The following is a 24,362-nucleotide window of genomic DNA, read 5'->3' on the forward strand; positions in this document are numbered from 1 at the left end:
CGGGGGAGGCACGCAGGAGCGCGGGGCTGGCGGCGCTCCTACTTCAACATCTGCGCGACGTTGTCCTTGGTCACGAGATCGAGGCCGGTGTAGACGATCTCCGGCACCTTCTCGCCCTTCTTGATGGCAAGCAGCGTGTCCATCGCCTTCTCGCCCATCTCGAACGGACGCTGGCCGACCAGCGCATTGGCATAGCCGTCGCGCAGCAGCTCGAGCTGCATCTTCAGCGTATCGGCGACGACAAGTGTGAATTTGCCGGAATCGATGTCCTTCTTGTTCCTGGAGGCGAAGGCCTTGAAGCCTTCGGGGGCGAACATCGGCCAGCCGCCGATGGGAACGATGGCGGCGAGGTCAGGCGTTGCAGTGCGCATGTCGGTCATCTGCTGCACCGCGAGCGCGGGATCGTCGTTGCAGAAGGTTGGCGAGCCCGGGACCTCGGTCCATTTCGAGCCCTTCAGCGCCTCGCGCACGCCATCGACGCGCTCGGCGAGGTTCTTGGCGCCGGGACCGCCCGAGACCATCGCGTATTTGCCGCCGTCAGGCCGCATCTTCAGCAATTCCTTGCCGAGCGCGACGCCGAACTCCTTGTTGTTGGTGCCGATATAGGCGATCCGCTTGGAGCCGGGCGCATCGGCATCGAAGGTGATGACGGGAATGCCGGCGGCGGTCGCCGCCTCGATCGACTTGGTCATGGCCGCGACGTCGGCGACCGAGATGGCGAGACCATCGACCTTCTGGGTGACGAAGTCCTGTATGATCTGCGCCTGCGTCGCCGGCTCATGCTCCACCGGCCCCTTATAGATGCACTCGATGTTGCCGAGCTCCTTGGCGCGCTTCAGGCAGCCGTCACGCGCGAAGTCGAAGAACGGATTGTTCATCGCCTTGGGCACGATGACGAAGCGGTAGTTTGCGGCGAATGCCGGCGTCGCCATCATCGCAACGGCGATGCCGGCAAGAAGCAGTTTCCTCATTGTCTCCTCCACCCTCGTTTGGTGCCCGTCCTCTTTGGAACGTCCGGGAAGCGGACAGGCGGCATTTATTTGCCCTCCCGGAACGACGTCAATTCAGGTCATCCGCGAGCGAATGCGGTCGACCAGCACGGCCAGAATGATGATCACGCCCACCAGCGTCTGCTGCCAATAGGAGCTGACCTGCGCCAGCACGAGGCCGTTGCGGATCACTTCCAGCAGCACGCAGCCGACGATGGCGCCCAGCGGACCACCGATGCCGCCGGCGAGGTTGGCACCGCCGATCACGGCCGCCGCGATCACGTTGAGCTCGTAGGATGTCGCCATGTTGGCCGGCGCCGACCCCAGCCAGCCTGAGATGATGATGCCCTGAAGGCCTGCCGCGAGCGCGCAGATCACATAGACCTCGATCTTCACCCGCACGACCGGAATGCCGGTGAGTTCGGCAGCCTTCTCGTTGCCGCCGAGCGCGAAGACGTGGCGCCCGAACGAGGTGTGATGCAGCACGACGGCCATCGCCAGCGCGAGGATCACGAGGTAGATGAAAGGCACGGGCACGCCGAGCACGTCACCCGAGGTCGCTGCGTAGAAGTAATTGGCATCCGGCCCACCCGGGAAACTGCCGCGGCCGTTGGAGACGACATAGCCGAGCCCGCGCACGATCGAGAGCATGCCGAGCGTGGTGACGAAGGGCGACAGGCCGAGCACCGCGATGCAGAAGCCGTTGACGAGGCCGGCGATCAGCGCGACGCCGAGCCCGGCGAGAACAGAGACCACCAGGATCAGGCCCGGCACATTGGCAACTACGGTCTTGCCGTCGGCCGCCATGTGAACGAACAGGGCGCCCGCGGGCGAGCCAGGCGCCGACAGCTCGGTCATCACCATCGAGGTGATCATGGCGGAGAAGCACATCATCGAGCCGACCGAGAGGTCGATGCCGCCGGTGATGATCACGAAGGTGACGCCGAGGGTGGCGATGGCGATGAAGGAAAAGTTCTTCGCCACGTTCTGCATGTTGCCTTCGGTGAAGAAATACGGACTGGCGAAATGCATGACCACCAGCAGCACCGCCAGCGCGAGCAGGACATAGCCGGTCTGGGAGGCGAAGATGCCGCGCTGCCACCATCTGATCCGGCCGATATTGGTGAAGCTGATCGGAGATTCCATGGGCATGGCCATCACGCCGCCTCCTTCGCGCCGGTGATGAGGGCGGTGACTTCCTCGGGGGAGGTCTGGTGGATCGCCTTGTCGGCCCGCTTCTCGCCGCGGCGCATGACGACGACGCGATCGCACACCGCGAAGACATCAGGCATGCGGTGCGAGATCAACATCACCGCGACGCCCTGCTCCTTCAGCCGGTGAATCAGGCCGAGCACCTGCTCGACCTGGCGCACCGAGATCGCGGCGGTCGGCTCGTCCATCATCACCAGCCGTGCATTGGAGAGCCGCGTCCGCGCGATCGCGACCGCTTGGCGCTGGCCGCCGGACATCTGCTTGACGAGATCGTCGGGGCGCGTCTCCGAGCGCAGCTCGCCGAACAGCTCCAGCGCCCGCGCCGCCATGGCCTTGTGGTCGAGCAAGGCAATGGGCCCGAACTTGCGCTTCAGCTCGCGGCCGAGGAACACGTTGGCCGCCGCCGTGAGGTTGTCCGATAGCGCGAGGTCCTGGTAGACGACCTCGATGCCGACGGCGCGGGCATCGATGGGCCGGCTGAAATGGACCGCGTTGCCGGCAAAGCGGATTTCGCCGTGGCTGGGACGGAAATTGCCGGCGATGATCTTGACCAGCGTCGACTTGCCGGCGCCATTGTCGCCCATCAGCCCGACCACCTCGCCCGGGAAGACCTGCAGGTCGACGTCATGCAGCGCGCGGATCGCGCCGAACTCCTTGCCGATGCCGGTCAGCTCGAGGACCGGAGTCGCGTCAGCATTTGCCATCAGCGGACTTCCTCAGACATGACGATTGACCAGGGATTCCAGATATTCCTGCCGGCCTGAGCGCGGCTGCGGGTCGAAGCCGGGCTCGAGCGCGCGGTCGGCGAGATCGGCGAGCGAGCGCTGGCCGCCGAGAATGGCGCGGCCCTCGGGCCCGGCCCATCCCGCGTAGCGTTTGGCAAGCGGCGTCGTGAGTGCGCCCGCATCGAGCATGTCGGCCGCGGCGAGGAAGGCGCGCGCGCAGGCATCCATCGAGCCGACATGGGCATGGATCAGGTCGTCCGGGTCGATCGACTGTCGCCGGATCTTGGCGTCGAAATTGAGCCCGCCCGTGGTGAAGCCGCCGCGGTTCAGGATCTCGTGGAACACCAGGGCGAGCTCCGGCACGTTCATCGCGAACTGGTCGGTGTCCCAGCCGAGCAGGTCGTCGCCGCGGTTGACGTCGAGCGAGCCGAACACGCCGAGCGCCTCGGCGAGCGCGACCTCGTGATGGAAGGAATGACCGGCGAGGATGGCGTGGTTCTGCTCGATGTTGAGCTTGACGTCCTTGAGCAGGTCGTAGCGCGCGAGGAAGCCGTAGCAGGTGGCGACGTCGAAGTCGTATTGATGCTTGGTCGGCTCCTTCGGCTTCGGCTCGATCAGGATCGGGCCCTTGAAGCCTATTTTGTGCTTGTGCTCGACGACCAGCGAGATGAAGCGGCCGAGCTGGTCGAGCTCGCGCTTGAGATCGGTGTTGAGCAGGGTCTCGTAACCCTCGCGCCCGCCCCACAGCACATAGTTCTGGCCGCCGAGCCGGTGCGTCACCTCCAGCGCGGCCCGGACCTGGCCGGCGGCATAGGTGAAGATGTCGGGGTCCGGATTGGTCGCTGCGCCCGCCATGTAGCGGCGATGCGTGAACAGATTGGCGGTGCCCCAGAGCAGGCGGACTTTCGCGGAAGCCATCTTCGCTTCGAACAGATCGGCGATCGCATTGAGATTGGCGACGGACTCGGCGAGCGAGGCGCCTTCCGGCGCCGCGTCGACGTCGTGGAAGGTGAAGAACGCCACGTCGAGCAGGCGGAACAGTTCGAAGGCGACATCGGCCTTGGCCCGCGCCTGCGCCATCGCATCGGTGCCGTGGTGCCAAGGGCGCAGAAACGTCTCGCCACCGAAGGGATCGCCGCCCGGCCAGCACAACGAATGCCAATAGCAGACCGCAAAGCGCAAATGATCCTCGAGCCTGCGGCCATGGACGAGGCGGTCCTTGTCGTACCAGCGGAAGGCGGGCGCTTGTCCCGCGTCCTTGCCGGCGAAGGCGACGGGTGCACTTGCATCGAAGAATTTGGCTGACGCGTTCACTTAAGAGGACTCCTTCAATGCGGGATAAAGCGCACGCCATCGCCGATAGGCCTCGTCATAGGCTTCAGCGACGGATGCCCGGGGCATGAAGCTCGCGAGCCGCCGCGGACGGGTGCAGACTTGCGCCGGATCCTCACCTGTCGCGGCAAGTCGGCCGAGCCTGGAGGCGCCGAGGGCCGCCCCCACCTCGCCCTCCTCGACGCGGTGCACGGGAATGCCGAGCACATCGGCGCAAATCTGCGCCCACAGCGGCGAGCGCGAGCCGCCGCCAACGAGATCGAGCTCGGCAACAGGCCCGCTCGCCGCGCTCAGCGCCGCCAGATTGTCGCGCGCGGCAAAGGCGACGCCTTCGAGCACGGCCTGGACGATCTGCGCGCGCCCGGTCGCACCGCGCAGGCCGACAAAGGCGCCGCTGGCTGCGGCATCGTTGTGCGGCGTGCGCTCGCCGTCGAGATAGGGCAGGAATTTCATCGGGCTCGGCCCATCCACACGCTCGCCGAGCGGTGCCAGCAGCGCTGCGGCGGGCGTCTCCATCACACCGGCGAGCCAGGCCAGCGAGGCGGCCGCCGAGAGCATCACACCCATCTGGTGCCAGAGGCCGGGCAGCGCGTGGCAGAACGCATGCACGGCCTGGGCCGGCGCCGGCGCGAAGCGGTCGGTGACGCGGAACACCACGCCTGATGTGCCGAGCGACAGGAACGCATCGCCGGGCGCGATGGCGCCGAGCCCGATCGCGCTCGCAGCGTTGTCGCCGGCGCCGCCCGCGACGACGACGTTCTCAGTCATGCCCCAACGTTGCGCGTATTCCGGCGCGAGCACTGCGCTCACCTCGCTGCCCTCGACGAGGCGCGGCATGTGATGAAGGTCGAGCCCGGTCGCATGCAGCAGCAGGGCCGACCAGCGGCGCTGGCCGACGTCGAGCCAGAGCGTGCCGGCCGCATCGGACATGTCCTCGACCATCTCGCCGGTCAGGCGATAGCGGACATAGGCCTTCGGCAGCAGCACTTTTGCCACGCGCGCGAAAATACCGGGCTCGTGCCGCGCGACCCAGAGCAGCTTCGGCGCGGTGAAACCAGGCATCGCCAGATTTCCGGCGATCGTGTGCAGCGAGGGACAGCGCCGCTCCAACGTCGCACTTTCGGCCTGCGAGCGGCCGTCGTTCCAGAGAATCGCGGGACGCAGCGGCCGTCCGTCCTCGTCGAGCAGCGTCGCGCCGTGCATCTGGCCCGACAGGCCGATGCTGGCGACCTGTGCAACCTCGCGCGGATGGCGGGCCGCGAGATCGTCGACCGCGCCGATCGCCGCATCGACCCACGCGTCGGGATCCTGCTCGGACCACAGCGGCGCCGGATGCGATAGCGCAAGCTCGCGCGTGGCCGTCGCGACAATCGCGCCAGCTTCGCTCACGAGCACCGCTTTCACACCGGATGTGCCGATGTCCAGTCCGAGATACAAATCATCCTCCTCTTTACCCATGACGATGCGCGATCTTAAGGTCACGCTCCCCGCCAGGGGCCGTTCGATATCCACCTGCCGCTAAGGCAGATTGTCCCGCATCACGATGTCGATCCTGATCTTCTCCTGTTCGCGCAGAATCGGTTCGCCGCGGGCGAGCGCGAGCAGCACGCGCACCGCGGCGCGCGCTTCATGTCCGGGGTTCTGCGAGATCGCGGCATCCATCACACCCTGCAGCAGTAGCCGCCGCGTCAGCACGGTGACGTCATGACCGACGAACACCACCTTGCCCTCACCGGCATCGCTCAACGCTTTGGCGACGCCCTGCGTGCCGGCGCCGACGTTATAAAGGCCGACAACATCAGCATGCCTGCCCAGCAGTCGCGCCAAAACCTGTTCCGAGCGATCGTCCTCGTCGCGCCCCTCCAGCACCGGCAGCACGCTGAGACCGGGGAATTCCGACGCCATCACCTGGTTGAAGCCGAAGATGCGCTCGGCATGGTCGCGCAGGCCCTGCGAGCCCGCGACGATCGCGACCTTGCCGGACTTTTGGCCGACCAGCCGCCCGACCAGCGCACCGGCGGTGCGCCCCGCAGCGATGTTGTCGATGCCGACATAATGGTGTCGGCGTGCCGACGGCACATCTGAGACCAGCGTCACCACCTTGGTGCCGGCATCGACGAGATCGTTGATCGCGGCGCGGACGCTCGGATGATCCAGCGCCACCACCGCGACGCCGTCGCAATCGCCCGACAGCGCCTCCAGGGTGCCTGCGAGCACCGACGGGTCGAATACATCGGTTGTGACCGTCTCGACGCTGAGGCGGCGCGCCGAGAGCCAAGCCGACATCTCGCCGAGATAGGCCTCGATCTGCTGCATGAACGGGTTCGACCCCGACGGCATCACGAAGGCAAAGCGGCGGGCTCGGCCACGGGCGAGCTCCGCGGCGGCGACGTGGGGCTGGAACGAATTGCGCTCGATCGCCGCCTTGACGCGCCGCACCGTATCGGGCCGTACGCCCGGCCGGTTGTGCAGGACGCGGTCCACCGTCGCCAGGCTCACGCCCGCCTCGCGGGCGATGTCCTTCAGCGTCAATGCGGTCGGGGTGAGCGTCTCGGCCATGGCTGAAGGCTAGCAGAGGCGTTTTGAGGTGCGCAACTCATTTTGAGGGACGGCGCCGCATTTTCGAGTCGCGGCTGGCGCAGCGCGATGCCTGCTCAGCAGCTCAGGTCGAGCGTCAGGAACAGGCTGTTGGGATCTTCGCCATAGAACTCGAACGGGCCGCAGAGGACGAAGCCGTGCGCCTGGTAGAGCGCATGCGCCGGCTTGAAATAGTCCCATGAGCCGGTCTCGAGGCTCAGCCGCTTCAGGCCGCGCGCGCGGGCCTCCGTGATGATGTGACGGAGCATCTCGCCGCCGAAGCCGCGCCGCCGCGTGGTCTGAAGCGTGTGCATCGACTTCACCTCGCCATGGGTGACCGAGAGCGTCTTCAGCGCGCCGGTGGCAACGAGTAGCTCGCCGTCCCATCCGGTCCAGAACGCGACGTCGCCCGCGCGAAGGCCCGCCAGATCGAGCGCATGCGCACTGCCCGGCGCGGTCTGCGCCCGCGCAGCCGTAACGTGATGATCGAGCAGGGCGATGACGCGGGGATCGAAGGTATCGCCGGTCCGGATCTGCATCGTCAGGGCCTCACTTGAAGGTCTCGCGTCGCATCGGCGCTCTCACATCTTGCCGTAGGAGGAGCCGCGGCGCGTGATGATGACGTAGCGCGCATCCTGTTTGGTTTCGTTCTCGAAGATCACAGCGCGCATCACGTCGAAATCCAGGCAGTCGCCCTCGCGCAGGCGCACCGTCTTGGCGTCGATGTACACGGCGATCGCACCCTCCAGCATCAGGAGCTGCTGGGTGAAGGCGTTGCGGCCCCAGGGACTGTACGGCACCCGCGCCCCGGCCGGCAGGTCGACGACGATGATCTCGATGCCGCTCGCCGCATCCGTCGGTGAGGCGTGCCGACGGCGATAGCCGCTCTCGGGATCACGCCAGTGCGGCTGGTCGGCGAGCCGCACCAGCCGCTCCGGCGGCTTCTCGGCGAGCGCGACCACGTCGCTGAGCGATACGTCGAGCGCAGCGCAAAGCTTGCCGAGCAGCGAAGCCGTCGCGCTGCTCTGCGCCCGCTCGACCCGCCCGATCATGGCCCGGCTGACACCGGAGCGGCCAGCGAGTTCGTTCAACGTCATGCCCGCCTGCGTCCTCAGCGTCTTCAAGCGGCGACCGATCGCGCGGTCGAGTTTCTGCTGGTCCATGGGTTCATCCCGACATCGCCCGGCGCAGGGACCGCATCCGCCGGGCGGCATAAGCTTAGGGCGGGCGCGGCATGCGTGCCGAAAGCTAGAGGCTAACATATTAGAATCTTTGCGGAGCAGCCGATTGCCGAGATGCTTGGGCTCGGTGGACAAGCGAGGCCTTCGGCGCCCTCGCTCTGCTACCCATTCTTGTCGTCGGAAAAAATGGCCTCGATGTCCCGCCTGCCGTCGAGCAGGCGCACGATCTCGGCCCGATCATCCCTCAAGCGATAGAAGACAATTTGCGGAGCAACCGCCATCGAACGCAGGCCGGAGCGAATTTCATCTCGCGCCCGTCCCGCAAGGGGAAAATCCTCGATGAGCGTGACGGCTTGCCCGATCTGGCGCAAGATCCTGTCGGCCGTCGCGCCTCCTGCCACCTCGGCGTAGTAGTCCCAAAGCTGATCAATATCGTCGAGCGCTTCCGGCGACCAAATGACTTGAAGCTTACGCTCCCCCATGCCGAGAGTTCTTTTCGCGCAGGAACTCTTCCATATTTAGGGCCTCGCCCTTGCCTGCATCGAGCGACTGGATGCCCCGATCAATTTCAGACCGAAGAGCGTTGAGCTTTTCGACATGCGAAAGCAGTTTCCGGCCGATCTCTTCCTGATCGGCGGCCGGCAGCTGGGAAATTTGCGCGATGGCTTGTTCGAGCGTCCTGGCCATAACCTCAGCCTACCACATTCCGCAGACCGGCCGGGCCGAAAACTTGGAGCGGGCGAAGGGAATCGAACCCTCGTATGCAGCTTGGGAAGCTGCCGTTCTACCATTGAACTACGCCCGCGGATGCGCTTCGCGCCTGTCCTGATTAGCCGAGACGGCGCGCCTCGCCAAGCGGTTTGGCGCAACCGGCCGAACGCTTCTTAAGGTTTTGGCAAGATTTTGGGTGCGCCGGATTGTGGCGGTGTTATGATCTTTTGTCTGGGGAGAGACGTGCACTGAGTGGGGCGTGTGCATGGTGGGGCGTGGCTATTCGATATTCGACACAACGATCGGGCGCTGCGGCATCATCTGGAGCAGCACCGGCGTGGTCGCCGTGCAATTGCCGGAGGCGCGGGAGATCGACACCCGCCGCCGGATTTTTCAAATCCATCCCGACGCGCGTGAGCAGCGGCCGTCCGAAAATGCCGAGCTTGCGATCGAGGGCATCGTGGGCCTGCTGCAACGCCGCGATCCCGATTTTTCCGACGTCAGCCTGGATGCCAGCGGCGTGCCCGGCTTCAATCGGCGCGTCTATGAGTTCGCCTGCTCGATTCCGCGCGGGGAAACCCGCACCTATCATGAGGTCGCCAGGGCGCTGGGCGCCTCAGGCGCGGCGCATTCGCTGGCGCAGGCGATCGCCAGAAATCCCTACATGCTGATCGTGCCCTGCCACCGGGTGCTGGAGGCCGGCAATTACACCGACCGCCTCTCGCCCTATGGCGGGGTGATCTCCAAGCGGCGGCTGCTGGCGCTGGAGGGCGCCCATCCCGTCGCCAGCAAGACGCTGTTCGAGGTGCTCCTGCCCGTTGCTCCGCCGAGGCCGTCCACCTAGATAAGGTGGCATGGACGCAACCACGCTGCTGACGACACAATCGATCACGGTCTTCGAGTTTCGCTGCGATGCGGGACCCGACGATACGCCATTTGCCGAATGCCGCACCGGGCATTCCATCGCCTATGTCCGCTCGGGCAGCTTTGGCTGCCATTGCCGCGCCGGGTTCTTCGAGCTGGTGGCGGGCTCGATGCTGGTCGGCGCGCCCGGCGAGGAATACACCTGCACCCATGAGCATGTCAGCGGCGATGTCTGTCTGGGGTTCTTTCTCAGCGAGGACATGGTCGATGCCCTCAGTGGGCAGCGCGAGATCTGGCGGGTCGGCGCCACGCCGCCGCTGCCCGAATTGATGGTGCTGGGCGAGCTCGCCCAGACGGCGGCAGATGGCAACAGCGACATCGGCCTCGACGAAGTCGGTCAGATCCTGGCCGGCCGCTTCGTTGATGTGGTCTCGGGTCAGGCGCGCAAGCCGGCCACACCCACCGCGCGCGACCGCCGCCGCGCAGTCGAGGCCGCGCTGTGGATCGACGACAACTCGCATGCCGAGATTGATCTCGAACAGGCAGCAAAGCTGGCGGGCCTCAGCCCGTTCCACTTCCTGCGGCTGTTCTCGAGTGTGCTCGGCGTCACCCCGCATCAATATCTGGTGCGCTCGCGGCTGCGGCACGCGGCGCGGTTGCTCGCTGATGACGGCATCGCGGTTACCGATGTCGCCTATGACGTCGGCTTCGGCGATCTCTCCAACTTCGTCCGCACCTTCCACCGCGCTGCCGGCGTATCGCCGACCAAATTCCGCCAAGCCTCGAAGGGGGAGCGCGGGATCTTCGCCGAACGCCTCGTCCTCAACTGAGACAGGTCGGCCGGCATCGCAGGTAATAGTCTGTTGACCAGACGGATGCGTCGCACTGGGCTTACGGCATGCCGCGCGATACTACAACCCAAGAGCGAATGAGCGCTCTCTCAGTGCGGCGAGCGGCGGATGAACAGTGCCCCGAATGACGTGATTGCGGCCACAGCGGTCGCGCTTGCCGTGGGCCTCGCCTTCATCGCCGGCTGCGCCGTTTATTATGGCCGCCAGATCACCTCGCGCAGGATTCCGATGCAATGGGGCACTGACGGTCAGCCGGCCTGGTTCGCACCACGCCTGATCGGACTCTGGTTCAGCTTCGGCGTAACGGCGGGCCTGTCCGCGTTCCTGCTCGTTCTCGCCCTTCATGACCCGCAAAAGCTCACGGCGCTGATCGTCGCAACGGTCAGTGTGATCGGAACGAACATGTGGGTTCAGGTCCATCACCTGAAACGGGTGATCCGGTGGCAATCGGAGGCACCGGCGAACTAGCCGGGTTCCGAGCGCAAGATTCTCCAAGAGTCATCCGCCTCTGCCCGGCTAGCTTCGTCTCCGGCGCGCGCCTTCATGGTGCGCTTTGAAAATGGAGACGGACATGTACGACCACATCGGACTTCGCGTTGCCGATCTCGACGCCGCGACGCGCTTCTACACCGCGGTGCTGGCGCCGCTCGGTTACGTCCTGTGCTCCAGCGGCGACGGTTATGCCGGCTTCGGCCCGAAGGGCGAGCCGGCCCTGTGGCTGCATCTGAACAAGGGCCGCAAGGCCGACGGCGCTCACATCGCGTTCCGCGCCAAGGACCATGACGCAGTGAAGGCATTTCACAGCGAAGGCCTGAACAGCGGCGGACGTGACAATGGCGGCGCGGGTCCGCGCAAGGATTACAGCCCGACCTATTATGCGGCGTTTTTGATCGACCCTGACGGCAACAATGTCGAGGCGGTTTGTGCGTGAGCCGTCAACCGTTCACGAGATCGTAGGGTGGGCAAAGCGAAGCGTGCCCACCAGCTGCTCGCGACAATGCCGATAAATCGTGGGCACGGCGCTATGCGCCTTTGCCCACCCTACAAGACTTCATTTGAGGAAACTCCCATGGCCTCCATCCACAACGACATCCTCATCAACGCCCCGGCGCGCGACGTCTGGGACGCGGTGCGCGACTTCGGCGCGCTGCATCAGCGGTTGGCGCCCGGATTCGTCACTGCCTGCACGCTTGACGGCGATGCGCGCATCGTCACCTTCGCCAACGGGTCGGTGGCCCGCGAGGTGCTGGTCGATTGCGACGATGCGCGACGGCGTCTCGTCTACGCCATCAACAACGAGCGACTGAAGCACTATAGCGCCTCGGTGCAGGTGATTGCCGACGCTGAGACGCGATGCCGCCTGGTCTGGATCATCGACATGCTGCCGAACGAGCTTGCGCCCTACGTTCAGGGGCAAACCAAGGAGGCCGCGGCCGCCATGCACCGGGCGTTTCCGCCGGCGGCCTGATCCTCCTGTGTGAATTTTCTCACAGAGCTGCGCCCTCGCCAGCCGTAACCATCGCGGCGTGCGTCCGGTTGGCTCCGCTCTCCCGGCGGCGCTGCGCACGCGAGGAGCATGCCATGAGAGGTGCGGACAAGGTGATCTGCCAGGCGGCCGCTGTGCTGCTGCTGTTTTCCGTCGCGAGCACGCCGGCGAAGGCGCAGCTCGCAGGGTTCGGCGGCGCAGGCGGCGCCGGCGGCGAGGACATGATGACCCAGATGGCGCCGATGCTAGAGATGATGAAGGCGAAAATGGGCAAGCGCCGCTTCGCCATGATGATGCAGACCATGGGCCCGATGATGAGCCGCATGATGGAGAATGGCGGCGGTGGATTTGGTGGCATGATGGGCGGCGGCGGCATCAATGGCCTCGGCGGCGGCAGTCTCGGCGGCGGCTTCGGCGCGCCCAATTACGGCGGCTACACGCCGATGGCCGGAGGCGGTTACATGCCGACCGGGTTCAGTGGCATGGGCGGCGGCGACATCATGGGCATGCTCGGTGGCGCCGGTGGCGGCGACATGATGGCGATGATCCCGCAATTGATGCGGCTCACTAATGTCGGCGGCGCTGGCCATCGCCGCCACAAGCATCGCTAGCTGGACAGAGCTGGTCTGATCGCGCCCTTGCTGCCGCGCGGTCCCCAGCGCGTCAGCAAGACGCTGGAGGATGAGAGCAGGCCGAGCACGACCATCGAGCTCGCAGCTAGCCAGAAAAAACTCTGCGCGGTGGCGTCATGGGTCGACAGCCACCAGCCTACGGCGGAGATGTAGATCAGCCGCGCCGTCTGCGCCAGCACCGGCCCGATCACCTTGGCTGCGCCTTGCGATGAGAAATACATCGTCGTTGCAAGCCCGAAAAACGCGTAGAACGGCCCGACCGTCGAGAGATATTGATGGCTTGCCGCGCGCACAGCCGCGCTGTCGGTGAAGATATTGATCCAGAGATCGGGAAACATCGCAACGATGCACGCCGGCGCGCCGACGGCCACGAAGGCGGCAGCACTGGCGATCCAGGCGACGCGCCGGGCGCGCGCGATGTTGCCTGCGCCGATCGCCATCCCGACCATCGGCACACAGGCGATGCCGAACGAGAACGCGATCGAGGTCAGCAGGAATTCCAGCCGCGCGCCGATGCCGTAGCCGGCGAGGATCGCGGTGCCGAACTGCGCCAGCATGTGGGTGAAGATCGAGATCGTCAGCACCGATTGCAGCGGCGAGAAGCAGGCGATGGCGCCGACCTTGAGGATGTCGAAAAACATCGCCCATTGGACGCGCAGGCCGCGCAGCTTCGGTGTGACACGCGCACGCCCCGAGAACAGGTACCAGCCCATGATGCCGATGTTCATGCAATAGGCGATCAGCGCGCCGGCCGCGACGCCGCGCATGCCGAACTGCGGCACCGGCCCGAGCCCGAGGCCGAGCGTGCCGCCGAGCACGATCTGCCAGGCCGCGGAGTTGAGGATGAGGAACGACGGCAGCTTCATGTTGCCGGTGCCGCGCAACACGCCGGCCATGGTGTTGAGCAGCCAGGGCAGCACGGCGCCGCCGAAAAACACCTGCGTGTAGGCAACCGCATGGGTCAGCACATCGCCGCGGCCACCAAGCATTTCCAGCACCCGGGGCCCGAAGATCAACATGCCCAGCATGAAGACGAGGCCGAAGCTGATGCCGATCAACAACGCATGCATGGCGAGCGTGCCGGCGCGCTCGCGATCGCCGGCGCCGAGCGCGCGTGCAATGGCGGAAGCCACCGCACCGCCCATGGCGCCGCCGGACATGGTCATGGTCAGGATCACGGTCGGAAACACCAGCGCCATCGCCGCCAGCGCCTCGACACCGAGGCGGCCGATATAGGAGGTCTCCGCGATCACCGTACAGGTGCCGGCCGACAGCGCGATCACGTTGGGCCAGGCGAGGCCGAGCAGCGTGCGCAGGATCGGCCCGTCGGTCAGTGCGCTTCGCACCGGCTGCGGAGGCGGCGGCAGCGGACGCTCTTGCTCATCGACCGGGATTTCGGCGATGTCGGACATATCCTCTCCGGGGCACGAGCGCTCTTTGCGGCGCGGCAATGCGTAGGTGTGACAATAAATTTGCTCGCGCGCGGGGCGCGGTGAGGGCTTGTTAGCACGGCGCGGAGCGATTGCTCCTGCGCCAGATGCAGGCGTGCCCTGCGGCAGCGCATTTCGATGGGTGAATTATCTTCTCCCTCTCCCCGTTCTTACGGGGAGAGGGTTGGGGTGAGGGGCTGTATCCGAGAGGACGGTGACAGTCGGACTCGCGGAGACTCCCCCTCACCCGGATTGCATCTTCGATGCAATCCGACCTCTCCCCGCAAGCGGGGCGAGGTGACGCGCGCGCCGGCACTGTCGTCTACCCGATCGTCCAGACCAACGGCGGGCGGCCGCCAGCGGCGGGGCGCAGATGCACGGCGATATGCCGCCCGCATCCCGCGGCCAGGCCTTCGAACAATCCCTTCAGCACCCCAGCGCAAGCGGGATGATAGTCGGCGACGTCGTCCATCAGCTTCCAGCTCTGCTGGCTGAGTTCGAACGTGCTTTCGGATTGCGTCGCCGTGGCCGCATCATCCTGCGCGGCGAACAGCGCGCTCAGGAACGATGCGAACTCGCTTGCACCGCCGCGGCTCATCGCCAGCGCGGCTGCGACTTCGTCAAAATACTGCATCCCGATCAGCTTGCCGGTGAGGTGCAGCAGGTAGCCGGCGTCTTCCGGGCCGAACAGCTGCACCATCACGGGCGCGGCGGTGCGCACATATTCCATCGCGTAGTTGCGATAGGCTTTCTCCAGACGCGGTTTCGGCCAACTCGTGACCGGCAGCGCCGGCGCGGTCTTGGCGTCGAATAATGGCGCTTCCAGATGCCGCGCGAACACCAGGCGCTGATCGAGTTCTAGCGGATGGTCGTATTGATGATAGTAGCCTTCGAGCCCGTCCTGGCCATCGACGCTCTGCTTGGTGCAGACGAACCCAAGACGGAGATCGCCGAGGGCTGCGCCATTGTTCGCGTGCCAGCCGCGCAGCATCGCGCGGGAAACCTCGCCCGGCACGCCGCAGATCGCGGTGCCCTTCCAGATCCAGCGCGGCGGCGGATAACGGATCCAGGCCTTGGTGTCGCTCTCATACATGTATTCGACATGCACGCCGCCGATCCAGTTGGAGAGGTAGTGATATTGCGCGGCCGCGACCGCCGGCGGCAGATGGCTGAGGCCGAGCTTTTCAAGCCCCGGCAGGAAGCGCTCCTGCTGCTGGCGGCGGAATACGCGGAAGACGAACTCGGCGGCATCCGCAGGTCCGCGCCGCGTGACGACGGTGAGGATGAGCCCGGTGAAGTAGGCGTGATAGAGGTCGGCGACCGCGCGCCAGCGCTTCCATTGGGCTTCCTGCGCGAGGTCCGATGCAGCGGTCATGTTCGCTCCCGATCGTGGTTTTGATCGAGTGTGTCACCGCACCTTCAAGCTAGCAAATGCCGCCCAAGCAGGGCGCCCTGCGCGACCGCCCGCCAATTCCGCATCACGAAGTTTGCGGCGGCGCCTTGGCGGCGCGCTCGCGCTCGACCCGTTCGGTGACATCGCGCGCCATCGCCACAGATCCCAGGACGTTGCCGCTGGAATCCCGCACCAGCGCGAAGGTCATCTCGATGTAGAGCTTGCGTCCGCTCTTGTTCAGCGCGCGGGTCAGCGTCGGCTTGCCCGCAAGCTTCATGCTGCCGCTCGCAAGCGCGGCCTCGAAACCTTTCCAGTGCGCGGCGCGCAAATGTTCGGGAATGATCAGATCCAGATTCTGGCCGAGCGCTTCGTCCGCGGTGAAGCCGAACAGCGCGATCGAGGCGCGGTTCCAACGCATGATCGTGCCGGAGCGATCCGAATAGATCAGCGCGTCCGCGGCGTCGTCGAGGATTCTTGCGTCGAGTTGGGATGGATCGGTCATGTCACCACCTTGTAGCCCGGATGTAGCGCAGCGTAATCCGGGATCGTGCCACAAGTGAGACTTTCCCGGATTTCGCTTCCGCCTTCGCTCTTTGAGCTACGGCGGACAAGTCGCTCCATCCGGGCTACGCGATATCGCTACACCCGAAAATGCTTCGATAGTTTGAGGCCTTGAGCCTGATAATTCGAACCGATGCGCTGGCCATACATGGCGTCGGGGCGCGCCAGCATCTTCTCGTAGACGAGACGGCCGACGATCTGGCCATGCTCGAGGATGAACGGCACTTCGCGCGAGCGCACCTCGAGCACAGCACGCGATCCGAGCCCGCCGGCGCCGGCATAGCCGAAGCCGGGATCGAAGAATCCGGCATAATGCACGCGGAATTCGCCGACCAGCGGATCGAACGGCACCATCTCCGCGGCGTAGTCGGGCGGCACCTGCACGGCTTCCTTCGAGGCGAGGATGTAGAACTCGCCGGGATCGAGGATCAGGCTGCCGTTGGGACGTGCCGAGATCGGCTCCCAGAAATCTTCCACCGCGTAGCCGGAGCGGCGATCGACGTCGATGACGCCGGTGTGGCGCTTGGCGCGATAACCGACGAAGCCGTTTGCCTTCTCGCCCGAGAGATCGACGGAGACGGCGACGCCGCCAGACAGATCGGCATCGTCGATGTCGACAAGGCGCTCGGCGGCATGCAAGCCATCGAGCTCGTCGGCATTGAGGATGGCGTCACCGGTGCGGAAGCGCACCTGGCTGAGGCGCGAGCCCTCACTGACCAGCACCGGAAACGTCTTCGGGCTGATCTCGGCATAGAGCGGACCGTGATAGCCGGCGCCGATCATGTCGAAGCGGCGGGTGCCGTCGGCGATCACGCGGGTGAAGACGTCGAGCCGGCCGGTGGAGCTCTTCGGGTTGGCGGCCGCGACGATCTCCGGCGGCAGCGCCAGGCTTTCCAGCAGCGGCACGATGTAGACGCAGTTCGTCTCCAGCACCGCGCCGTCGGCGAGGCTGAATTCGTGCAGCTTCAATTCGTCGATGCGCTCGGCCACGGTTGCGCCGGGACCGGGCAGGAAGCTGGCGCGGACGCGATAGGCAATGTCGCCGAGACGCAAATCGAGGCTCGCCGGCTGGATCTGGCTCTCGACGAAGTCGTAGGCGGGCAGGATAAGCCCCGCGTCCGCCATCGCCGCGATCATGCGGTCGGGCAGGATACCATTGGCGTCGGGCGCGACCGTAAACGTCAACCGGGGATCCTCATCAGGGGTCAAATGCATCCGGACATGCGGAAAATACAAGCCTTTTACGGCTATCCGATGGACGCCTTGACGGAAAGGGCATTGCGGAATATGAGCATCACTTATCCCGTGGTGATTTGAGCCGGCCGGCTTGCAGCCACGTTAAATAAGTCGCTAAACAGGCCGGGGACCTCTGTGATCCCGGCCCGTGGAGATATCCAGGCCGGTTTTTTTGTGACCGTTTTCGACGAGGCGGTCATGTCGGAGGTACCTATGTCGAAGTCGACCACCAACTACCGTCCCGAAACCCGTCTGGTCCATTCCGGGACCCTGCGCTCGCAATATGGCGAGACGTCGGAGTCGCTGTTCCTGACCCAAGGCTACGTCTACAACAGCGCCGAGGAATGCGAGGCTCGGTTCAAGGGCGAGGATCCGGGCTTCATCTATTCGCGCTACTCCAATCCCACCATCGCGATGTTCGAGCGCCGCATGATCGAGCTCGAAGGCGCCGAGGCGGCCCGCTCGGCGGCAACCGGCATGGCCGCGGTGACGACCGCGATCCTGGCGCCGCTCAAGGCCGGCGATCACGTGGTGGCCTCGCGGGCGCTGTTCGGCTCGTGCCTCTACGTCGTGCAGGACCTGCTGCCGCGCTACGGCATCGAGACCACGCTGGTCGACGGGCTCGACCTCGACCAATGGCAGCGCGCGGTGAGGCCGAACACCAAGACGTTCTTCCTGGAGAGTCCGACCAATCCGACGCTCGATGTGCTCGACATTCCCGGCATCGCCGAGATCGCGCACAAGGGCGGCGCGCGGCTCATCGTCGACAACGTGTTCGCAACCCCGATCTGGCAGAGCCCGCTCGCGCTGGGTGCCGACGTCGTGGTCTATTCCGCGACCAAGCATATCGACGGCCAGGGCCGCTGCCTCGGCGGCGTCATCCTGTCCTCGGAAGCCTTCATCGCCGAGCACATCCACAATTTCATGCGCCAGACCGGCCCGTCGATCTCGCCGTTCAACGCCTGGGTCCTGCTCAAGGGCCTGGAGACGCTCGGCGTGCGCGTGCGCGCGCAGACCGATACCGCTGCGCGCATCGCCGAGGTGCTGGCGAGCCATCCGAAGATCGCGCGGCTGGTTTATCCCGGCCGCGCCGATCATCCGCAGGCAGCGCTGGTGAAAAAGCAGATGCGCGGCGGCTCGACGCTGGTCGGCTTCGAGGTCAAGGGCGGCAAGCAGGCTGCGTTCCGCGTGCTCAACGAGCTCAAGCTTGCGAGGATCTCGAACAATCTCGGCGACGCCAAGAGCCTCGTCACGCATCCGGCGACCACGACGCATCAGCGCCTGAAGCCGGAAGACCGCGCCGCCCTCGGCATCGGCGAAGGCTTCATCCGCTTCTCCGCGGGGCTCGAGCATGCGGATGATCTGATCGAGGATCTGACCGCCGCGCTGGAGAAGGCGTAAGGCGACGAAGGTCTCGTAGGGTGGGCAAAGCGAAGCGTGCCCACCGTTATCGATTGTAATGACGAGATGGTGGGCACGGCGCGATGCGCCTTTGCCCACCCTACGGCGCCGAGTTACATCGGCCGATACGTCCGCACATCCGCCGGCACGTTCACCCCGAGCTTGATCTGGCCGACGGAGCGGACGATGTCGTCGCCGAGCAGCTGGGCGAAGCAGGCATAGCCCCAATCGTTCATGTGCAAGCCGTCGGCGATGACGAAGCTCTCGACCGGGATCGATTGGTTCTCGTGCCAGTCGCGCATCACCTCGAAGCGCGGGAAGATGCCGACGTGGCGGAGCTCGGCGACGTTGCCGAGCAGCTTGATCATCTTGCCGGCGCTCTCCTTGCGCTGGTTGACGGCTGGCGAATATTGCGGATCGACCAGCACGATGTCGGTGCCGCCGGCGGCCTGGATGCGGCTGATGCCGTCCTCGACCAGCTTTGCGGTATCGCCGGGGTCGAGATTGCGCAGCACGGCGTTGGTGCCGACCTGCCAGATCACGAGATCCGGATGCACGTCGATCACCTGCGTCTGAAGGCGCTTCATCATCTCGGGCGCATCCTCGCCGCCGACGCCGGCATTGACGACGGTGATGTCGGCGGTCGGATAGTGCCGGCGCAGCTGCGCGGCGAGACGGTTCGGATAATTGAACTCCGGCGAGCTCGCGCCGAAACCTGCAGTCGACGACGAGCCGAACGCGACGATCAAGACAGGCTGGCCCGCGACGAGCTTGCTTGCCACATGCGGCAGCGTACCCATTGCCTTCGAGCCGCCCTTCGGCGGCAGGCAGGGCACGCGGCTGAAGATGTCGGCGGCGGATTTGGCGACCTGCTTCACCTTGTCGACGGCGCGCGCCGTGACGCCGCGCTGCTCGGGCGACGTCGCTGCGACAGTGGTCTGGGAGGGCGAAGCGGAAGCGGGATCAGCCGACTGCGCGGGTGCGGCCGGCGCCTGCGCATGCGACTGCGCGGCCGGCGTCAGCAACAACAGCATCGCGGCTGCAGGCGCGGCAAACCATGTTGTCAGGCAAAAAGGGCGGAGAGAACTCATTAACGCTAGACCTCAATTTTGCTGCTGGGCCGGCTCCAGATGGGCAGCGTCGATCACGAACTGTGCCAACGCCCGGCCAAGGCAATCATGGACCTGCTTCGCCAGTTCGGGCCCGCGGGACGGGCTGAACAGGTCGAACTGACCCTGGTCATTCCACTGCCGCATGATCGCAAAACGATCGAACAGCGGAATATCGTGCTCCTGCGCCACCACGCGCATGTTATCGAGAAACGGTTGCGCCGAGATCATCGTTTCGGTGCGCGGGCTGTACTGCAAATTCATCAAGACGACGTCGGCCCCTGCCTTTTGCAACGCAACAACCCCTGTGGTCACGGCGCTGCGAAATTCGTCGGGATCGATGGATCGGATAGCATCCACGGTCCCGGTCTGCCAGATGACCAAAGTAGGCGTTTTTGCTTCTATCAGCTTAACGAAGGTGGAGGCGGCCTCCTCCGCCGTTCTCTTGCTCTGTATTTCTACGGAGACGTGCACCACCTCGGACGCTGGCAGCTTCTCCTTGAGGATTGCCTCCATGCGCGCCGGATAGGAGCTGCTTTCCGAAGACGGAATCGTGGTCGAGCGGCTGCCGATGACGAGGATGTCGAGCGGTTTGGCGGCCTTGACGGCATCGGCGACCCTGGAAAGCCGACTTTCGCTGGTAAGCAGATAGGACGGCAGTTCGCACGCCGCGGGCGCGGCAGGCGCAGCATCGCCCGCGCGCGCCACAGGCGCGGCGAGGCTACCGCATAGCAGGATCAGGCTCAGGAGAACCTTCGCCTTCATCAGCCCCCTCCCGCCAGATCGGCGTTGCCGACGGCGTTTTTGGTTTTCGCACCGCTCTTGTCAGCCACCCGCTTGTACCACGAAATCACCCACGCCACGCCCCACATGATCAGGACCCCGGAGAGACTAATCAGCGCATGCATGGCTGCGCCGCCGGAGACTTCGGCGAGAATGAAATGGCCGGCGAAGGCCAGGAAGACGCCGAGGCAGAAGATCTCGAGCGAATGCTGCCCGCATAGAATCAATGGTCGCAGCCAGCGCGATTTCAAGCCCGGCCAATCCCGGGGCAGGAAGCGCACGGTGAGCGCGGCCAGCGCCAGGAAATGCGTGAAGCGCAGCACGTCGAGATCGGTCTTGTCGATCGGATACATCCACTGCTCGATCCGCTTCGGCATGAAGTGGGAGAGCTGCGGCACGTACCAGGTCAGCGTCACGCAGAACGCCGCCGCGAGATAGGCGATCGATATCCACATCGTCACGGGCGAGGCCAGGATGCGCGACATCCGTCGCGCACCTCCGAGCGCGCACCATGCACCGAACACGAACAGCAATTGCCAGGCGAAGGGATTGAAGGCCCAGAAGCCGTTCGGATAGGCCGACAGATAGAGATCGTATTCCCAGGTGACAACGTAGAGCGCGACCGAGAGGCCGAGCGTGAAGTCGGGGCGCCATTTCATCGACCACAGGATCAGCGGCAACGCCAGCATCAGCACGATGTAGAGCGGCAGCACGTCCATGTTGACCGGACGGAAGCGCAGCAGCAGCGCCTGCACGATGGTGATGTCGGGCTGCTTGAGGAAATCCAGGATACCCATTTCTTCGGTGTAGAGCGGGTTCTCGAACCTGGTCGCGACATAGGAGATTTCGGCGAGGAAGATCGTGAACAGGAAGACGTGGGCGACGTAGATCTGCCAGACCCGGCGCAGGATGCGCGCGGTGGCGATGAGGACGCCACTCTCCAGCATCGCCCTTCCGTAGACGAAGGCGGCGGTGTAGCCGGAGATGAAGATGAAGATCTCGGTGGCGTCGCTGAAGCCGTAATTGCGGATGGTGAACCACGTCAAGAGACTGGCCGGCAGATGGTCGATGAAGATCAGCCACAGCGCGAGCCCGCGGAACAGGTCGAGCCGGAGCTCGCGCTCGCCGATGGCGGGCAGCGTGATGGCAGGTGCGGCGGCGCGCGGCTTGGTCCCTGCGGGCTTGGCCCCCGCGGTTCCCGCGATCGTCTGTCCCGTCACTTGGTCGGCAATGGTCATTGGGGGCCAAAAACCCTTCCGCAAATCGCGACGCGTCAAAGGAAGTGTACCGGTCCGGCCGTTTTCTCGCAAAGCGGCTGGATCAAATCGGGGTGTACTTCCCCGCGAATTCTGGCGGGACGATGTCGCCAAAGCCGTGTTGCGCGTTTGGTTCCCGGCCGGGGAATCGGTATGATGGCCAGATGTATCGCGCCGTGACCCGCCAGATCGAAGTGACCGTCGAGCCGAACTTTGTTCCGGAGCAGTCGTCGGCCGACCGTTCCCGCTACTTCTGGTCCTACACCATCGTCATCACCAATTCCGGCGAGGAGACCGTGCAGCTCAAGACGCGGCACTGGATCATCACCGACGCCTCCGGCCGCCAGCAGGAGGTGAAGGGCGAGGGCGTGGTCGGCGAGCAGCCGATCCTGGCCCCCGGCGAGCGCTTCGAATACACCTCGGGCGTCCCGCTCTCGACCGCCTCCGGCTTCATGACCGGCCGCTACCAGATGGTCACCGAAAGCGGCGAGCGCTTCGAGATCGACGTGCCGGCGTTTTCGCTGGACAGCCCGGACAGCAAGCGGGTGTTGAACTGAGGCGGTGCCGTAGGGTGGGCAAAGCGAAGCGTGCCCACGTATTTTTCGCGGCCGAGAGAGATCGTGGGCACGGCGCAAGAGCGCCTTTTCCACCCTACGATATCGAGTGGGTGGCACGTAGTTTGACTCACAGACACGCCTTCGCATTCTCGCGGCTGGTTTCGCCCGAGCTTTGCTTGGTCGCTCCACCCTCTAAAAGCCAAGAGGGCGCAGGGAAGGCCGGGTGCCAGCTCGCACCCGCGGTCCGCTGCGCGAAATGCACACGCAGGAAGAACCGCACAGCAGCATACAGGTGGTGCCGATCACTCGGCCTTCCCTGCGCGATGGTCGGACGGCTTATGCCGTGCTCTCCCGGGAGCCGAACTTTCCTTCTGGCCTCCCTCGCCCCGCGAATTGGATGATGCAGTCTGCCCGGTTGAGCTCGCTCGCATCTTCGCGAAAGGCTTGACCGTAGCAACGACGGTCAGGACCACACGGTTTTGCCGTACGCGCGGTTCGCCATTTCGCCGCAGTTTTTCCAGCCCTGTCGACGGAGCCGGAAACTTACAGGCGAGACGAACCTAGCAGCGCCGCTCGTCTGCACGAAGCCTCGGGCTCACAGGGACTACCCGCCCTGCCCGCACCTCTCGTGCCGACGCTGCCGCGTCCACCGCAGACCCGGCTCGCGAACGTGACGACCACAAGATCGCCCCTCTTGAGTGAGCCGGGGTGAGCGACACATACGCCGAAACCGAATTTCGGTAAAGTGGAATATTTTTGCGCGAGTGGATTGACAGCGGCGCGACACAGCGAGGTGCCGTAAGGTGGGCAAAGGCGCAAAGCGCCGTGCCCACCATCTTTCACGATTTCAGAGACGTGGGCACGCTTCGCTTTGCCCACCCTACGAGAGTTCGCTACGCGTCTTCGACCCCCGCCTCATCCGGCGTGAAATCGTACACTGACGAGCAGAACTCGCAGGTGACGACGACCTTGTCGTCCTTGACCATCGCGGCGCGGTCGTCGGGCGAGAAGCTCTTGAGCATCGAGGCGACGGCATCGCGCGAGCAGGAGCACTGCGCCTTGAGGACCATCGGATTGAACACGCGCACACCGCGCTCGTGGAACAGGCGGAACAGCAGCCGTTCGCCGGAGAGCTCGGGATCGATCAGCTCGACGTCTTCGACCGTCTCGATCAGCGAACGCGCCTCGACCCAGGCATCGTCTTCAGTGACGCTGTGCGCCTCGACGCCATCAGGGGCATCGCCGGGATGCAAGTCCGCCTGCCGCGCGCGCTCCGGCGCCTTCGGTAGAAACTGCATCAGCATGCCGCCGGCGCGCCAACGATGCTTGCCGCCGTCGTTCGAGCGCCACTCCTCGCCAACCGCGAGGCGCACGCGCGTCGGGATCTGCTCCGAGCGCAGGAAATATTCGTGGGCGGCGTCTTCCAGGCTGCCGCCGTCGAGGGCGACGAGGCCCTGGTAGCGGCTCATGTCGGGGCCCTGGTCGATGGTCATGGCGAGATGACCGCGGCCGAGCAGCGCGCCGGAATCCCTGGTCTCGCCGAGACGCGCGGCGTCAAAGCGCGCATAGGCGCGCAGGCGATCCGGCGCCATGTAGTCGACGACCAGGAATGACACCGGGCCGTCGGTCTGGGCCTGCAGAATGAAGCGACCCTCGAATTTCAGCGCGGTGCCGAGCAGCGTCGTCAGCACGATGGCCTCGCCGAGCAGCTTGCCGACCGGCGCCGGATAATCGTGCTTGGTCAGGATCTCGTCGAGCGCCGGGCCAAGTCGCACCAGCCGCCCGCGCACGTCGAGCGCGTCGACCTCGTAGGGCAGCACGGCATCATCGATCGGAACCGCCGATGGTGCGCGAACCGGGCCTTCGGGCCTGGCTTTCATGTCGGGAGATTGGGAAACCATGGCGGTCTATCTGGGGTCGGAGGACGGGAAATGGAAGGGGGCGCCCACATTCCGCCGCTCTAGGAACCGCGGCCTGCGTAGATGGGGTAACGGGCCGGCCGCCCGCTCGCTACGGCGCGATTTGGAAGCGCGCTCGCGAGCGGCCTGTTGGTTGGAAGGCGGTCGTCCCTCAAAC

26 protein-coding genes, 1 tRNA gene and 1 riboswitch are annotated in these 24,362 nt (G+C 65.3%); of the genes, 8 read left to right on the top strand and 19 right to left on the bottom strand.

Features of this window, described 5'->3' with window-relative positions; all coding sequences use genetic code 11:
* Positions 1 to 38: 38 nt before the first annotated feature.
* The 11 genes from IVA81_RS15445 to IVA81_RS15495 all read right to left on the bottom strand — a co-directional run bounded on the left by IVA81_RS15445 (position 39) and on the right by IVA81_RS15495 (position 8,821).
* Positions 39 to 971 carry a sugar-binding protein gene (locus tag IVA81_RS15445; RefSeq protein ID WP_247319545.1) on the bottom strand — a complete coding sequence of 311 codons (933 nt, stop codon included), beginning with the start codon at positions 969 to 971 and terminating at the stop codon, positions 39 to 41.
* Between the two features lie 93 nt (positions 972 to 1,064).
* Positions 1,065 to 2,147, bottom strand: coding sequence for an ABC transporter permease (locus tag IVA81_RS15450; protein WP_247319547.1), 1,083 nt, complete (start codon positions 2,145 to 2,147; stop codon positions 1,065 to 1,067).
* On the bottom strand, positions 2,147 to 2,905 hold the full coding sequence (locus IVA81_RS15455) for an ATP-binding cassette domain-containing protein (RefSeq protein ID WP_247319549.1): 759 nt from the start codon (positions 2,903 to 2,905) through the stop codon (positions 2,147 to 2,149). Before IVA81_RS15455 ends, IVA81_RS15450 begins: the two co-directional genes overlap by 1 nt.
* 12 nt (positions 2,906 to 2,917) lie before the next feature.
* On the bottom strand, positions 2,918 to 4,240 hold the full coding sequence (xylA, locus tag IVA81_RS15460; protein ID WP_247319550.1) for a xylose isomerase: 1,323 nt from the start codon (positions 4,238 to 4,240) through the stop codon (positions 2,918 to 2,920).
* Positions 4,241 to 5,695 carry a xylulokinase gene (xylB, locus tag IVA81_RS15465; RefSeq protein ID WP_247319603.1) on the bottom strand — a complete coding sequence of 485 codons (1,455 nt, stop codon included), beginning with the start codon at positions 5,693 to 5,695 and terminating at the stop codon, positions 4,241 to 4,243.
* An 81-nt stretch (positions 5,696 to 5,776) separates the two neighbouring features.
* A complete protein-coding gene (locus tag IVA81_RS15470) occupies positions 5,777 to 6,817 on the bottom strand; it encodes a LacI family DNA-binding transcriptional regulator (RefSeq protein ID WP_247319551.1) in 1,041 nt (346 codons plus the stop codon).
* Between the two features lie 95 nt (positions 6,818 to 6,912).
* Complete coding sequence (locus IVA81_RS15475) at positions 6,913 to 7,374, bottom strand: GNAT family N-acetyltransferase (RefSeq protein WP_247319552.1); 462 nt, start codon at positions 7,372 to 7,374, stop codon at positions 6,913 to 6,915.
* Between the two features lie 42 nt (positions 7,375 to 7,416).
* Complete coding sequence (locus IVA81_RS15480) at positions 7,417 to 7,998, bottom strand: XRE family transcriptional regulator (RefSeq protein ID WP_247319555.1); 582 nt, start codon at positions 7,996 to 7,998, stop codon at positions 7,417 to 7,419.
* A 179-nt stretch (positions 7,999 to 8,177) separates the two neighbouring features.
* Positions 8,178 to 8,498, bottom strand: coding sequence for a type II toxin-antitoxin system RelE/ParE family toxin (locus IVA81_RS15485; protein WP_247319557.1), 321 nt, complete (start codon positions 8,496 to 8,498; stop codon positions 8,178 to 8,180).
* Positions 8,485 to 8,703, bottom strand: a complete 219-nt coding sequence (locus tag IVA81_RS15490) for a hypothetical protein (RefSeq protein WP_247319559.1) — start codon at positions 8,701 to 8,703, stop codon at positions 8,485 to 8,487. Before IVA81_RS15490 ends, IVA81_RS15485 begins: the two co-directional genes overlap by 14 nt.
* A gap of 44 nt (positions 8,704 to 8,747) precedes the next feature.
* Positions 8,748 to 8,821 (bottom strand) — tRNA-Gly (locus tag IVA81_RS15495).
* Positions 8,822 to 8,992: 171 nt separating this feature from the next.
* On the opposite strand from IVA81_RS15495, the gene IVA81_RS15500 reads away from it, so the two are divergent.
* The 6 genes from IVA81_RS15500 (at position 8,993) to IVA81_RS15525 (ending at position 12,539) form a co-directional block, all read left to right on the top strand.
* Complete coding sequence (locus IVA81_RS15500; RefSeq protein ID WP_247319560.1) at positions 8,993 to 9,571, top strand: methylated-DNA--[protein]-cysteine S-methyltransferase; 579 nt, start codon at positions 8,993 to 8,995, stop codon at positions 9,569 to 9,571.
* A 10-nt stretch (positions 9,572 to 9,581) separates the two neighbouring features.
* Positions 9,582 to 10,421 (top strand): AraC family transcriptional regulator, encoded by an 840-nt coding sequence (locus IVA81_RS15505; protein WP_247319562.1) that lies wholly within the window; start codon positions 9,582 to 9,584, stop codon positions 10,419 to 10,421.
* A 129-nt stretch (positions 10,422 to 10,550) separates the two neighbouring features.
* On the top strand, positions 10,551 to 10,910 hold the full coding sequence (locus IVA81_RS15510; protein ID WP_247319564.1) for a hypothetical protein: 360 nt from the start codon (positions 10,551 to 10,553) through the stop codon (positions 10,908 to 10,910).
* Positions 10,911 to 11,013: 103 nt separating this feature from the next.
* Entirely contained in the window at positions 11,014 to 11,373 is a 360-nt protein-coding gene (locus tag IVA81_RS15515) for a VOC family protein (RefSeq protein WP_247319565.1), read from the top strand.
* A gap of 138 nt (positions 11,374 to 11,511) precedes the next feature.
* Positions 11,512 to 11,910 (top strand): SRPBCC family protein, encoded by a 399-nt coding sequence (locus IVA81_RS15520; protein ID WP_247319566.1) that lies wholly within the window; start codon positions 11,512 to 11,514, stop codon positions 11,908 to 11,910.
* A 113-nt stretch (positions 11,911 to 12,023) separates the two neighbouring features.
* Positions 12,024 to 12,539: a hypothetical protein gene (locus tag IVA81_RS15525; protein WP_247319567.1), complete on the top strand. Its 516-nt coding sequence runs from the start codon at positions 12,024 to 12,026 to the stop codon at positions 12,537 to 12,539.
* Here IVA81_RS15525 and IVA81_RS15530 read toward each other — a convergent pair.
* From IVA81_RS15530 to IVA81_RS15545, 4 genes are all read right to left on the bottom strand, one after another.
* The gene (locus tag IVA81_RS15530; RefSeq protein WP_247319568.1) at positions 12,536 to 13,972 is read right to left on the bottom strand and encodes an MATE family efflux transporter; all 1,437 of its coding nucleotides are present in this window, start codon (positions 13,970 to 13,972) and stop codon (positions 12,536 to 12,538) included. The two genes, IVA81_RS15525 and IVA81_RS15530, sit on opposite strands and share 4 nt — an antisense overlap.
* Positions 13,973 to 14,312: 340 nt before the next feature.
* On the bottom strand, positions 14,313 to 15,365 hold the full coding sequence (locus IVA81_RS15535; RefSeq protein WP_247319569.1) for a hypothetical protein: 1,053 nt from the start codon (positions 15,363 to 15,365) through the stop codon (positions 14,313 to 14,315).
* Between the two features lie 103 nt (positions 15,366 to 15,468).
* The gene (locus IVA81_RS15540; RefSeq protein ID WP_247319570.1) at positions 15,469 to 15,885 is read right to left on the bottom strand and encodes a PAS domain S-box protein; all 417 of its coding nucleotides are present in this window, start codon (positions 15,883 to 15,885) and stop codon (positions 15,469 to 15,471) included.
* 137 nt (positions 15,886 to 16,022) lie between these two features.
* Complete coding sequence (locus IVA81_RS15545) at positions 16,023 to 17,129, bottom strand: 2'-deoxycytidine 5'-triphosphate deaminase (protein WP_247319572.1); 1,107 nt, start codon at positions 17,127 to 17,129, stop codon at positions 16,023 to 16,025.
* Positions 17,130 to 17,239: 110 nt separating this feature from the next.
* A riboswitch (SAM riboswitch) is annotated at positions 17,240 to 17,319 on the top strand.
* A gap of 74 nt (positions 17,320 to 17,393) precedes the next feature.
* Between IVA81_RS15545 and IVA81_RS15550 the strand changes: the two genes are divergently transcribed.
* Entirely contained in the window at positions 17,394 to 18,581 is a 1,188-nt protein-coding gene (locus IVA81_RS15550) for an O-succinylhomoserine sulfhydrylase (RefSeq protein WP_246925532.1), read from the top strand.
* 113 nt (positions 18,582 to 18,694) lie between these two features.
* On the opposite strand, the gene IVA81_RS15555 is transcribed toward IVA81_RS15550, so the two are convergent.
* From IVA81_RS15555 to IVA81_RS15565, 3 genes are read right to left on the bottom strand one after another with little or no spacing between them, the layout of a single operon-like run.
* Positions 18,695 to 19,672: an SGNH/GDSL hydrolase family protein gene (locus IVA81_RS15555; protein WP_247319574.1), complete on the bottom strand. Its 978-nt coding sequence runs from the start codon at positions 19,670 to 19,672 to the stop codon at positions 18,695 to 18,697.
* Between the two features lie 12 nt (positions 19,673 to 19,684).
* Complete coding sequence (locus tag IVA81_RS15560; protein ID WP_247319577.1) at positions 19,685 to 20,455, bottom strand: SGNH/GDSL hydrolase family protein; 771 nt, start codon at positions 20,453 to 20,455, stop codon at positions 19,685 to 19,687.
* Positions 20,455 to 21,711, bottom strand: coding sequence for an OpgC domain-containing protein (locus tag IVA81_RS15565; protein WP_247319581.1), 1,257 nt, complete (start codon positions 21,709 to 21,711; stop codon positions 20,455 to 20,457). Before IVA81_RS15565 ends, IVA81_RS15560 begins: the two co-directional genes overlap by 1 nt.
* Positions 21,712 to 21,893: 182 nt before the next feature.
* Here IVA81_RS15565 and apaG point away from each other — a divergent pair, with 182 nt between their 5' ends.
* Positions 21,894 to 22,286 (top strand): Co2+/Mg2+ efflux protein ApaG, encoded by a 393-nt coding sequence (gene apaG / locus IVA81_RS15570; RefSeq protein WP_246931092.1) that lies wholly within the window; start codon positions 21,894 to 21,896, stop codon positions 22,284 to 22,286.
* Positions 22,287 to 23,179: 893 nt separating this feature from the next.
* On the opposite strand, the gene IVA81_RS15575 is transcribed toward apaG, so the two are convergent.
* Positions 23,180 to 24,187: an Hsp33 family molecular chaperone gene (locus tag IVA81_RS15575; RefSeq protein WP_247319583.1), complete on the bottom strand. Its 1,008-nt coding sequence runs from the start codon at positions 24,185 to 24,187 to the stop codon at positions 23,180 to 23,182.
* Positions 24,188 to 24,362 lie beyond the last annotated feature (175 nt).

Source organism: Bradyrhizobium sp. 141, from assembly GCF_023074055.1.
Lineage (GTDB): Bacteria > Pseudomonadota > Alphaproteobacteria > Rhizobiales > Xanthobacteraceae > Bradyrhizobium.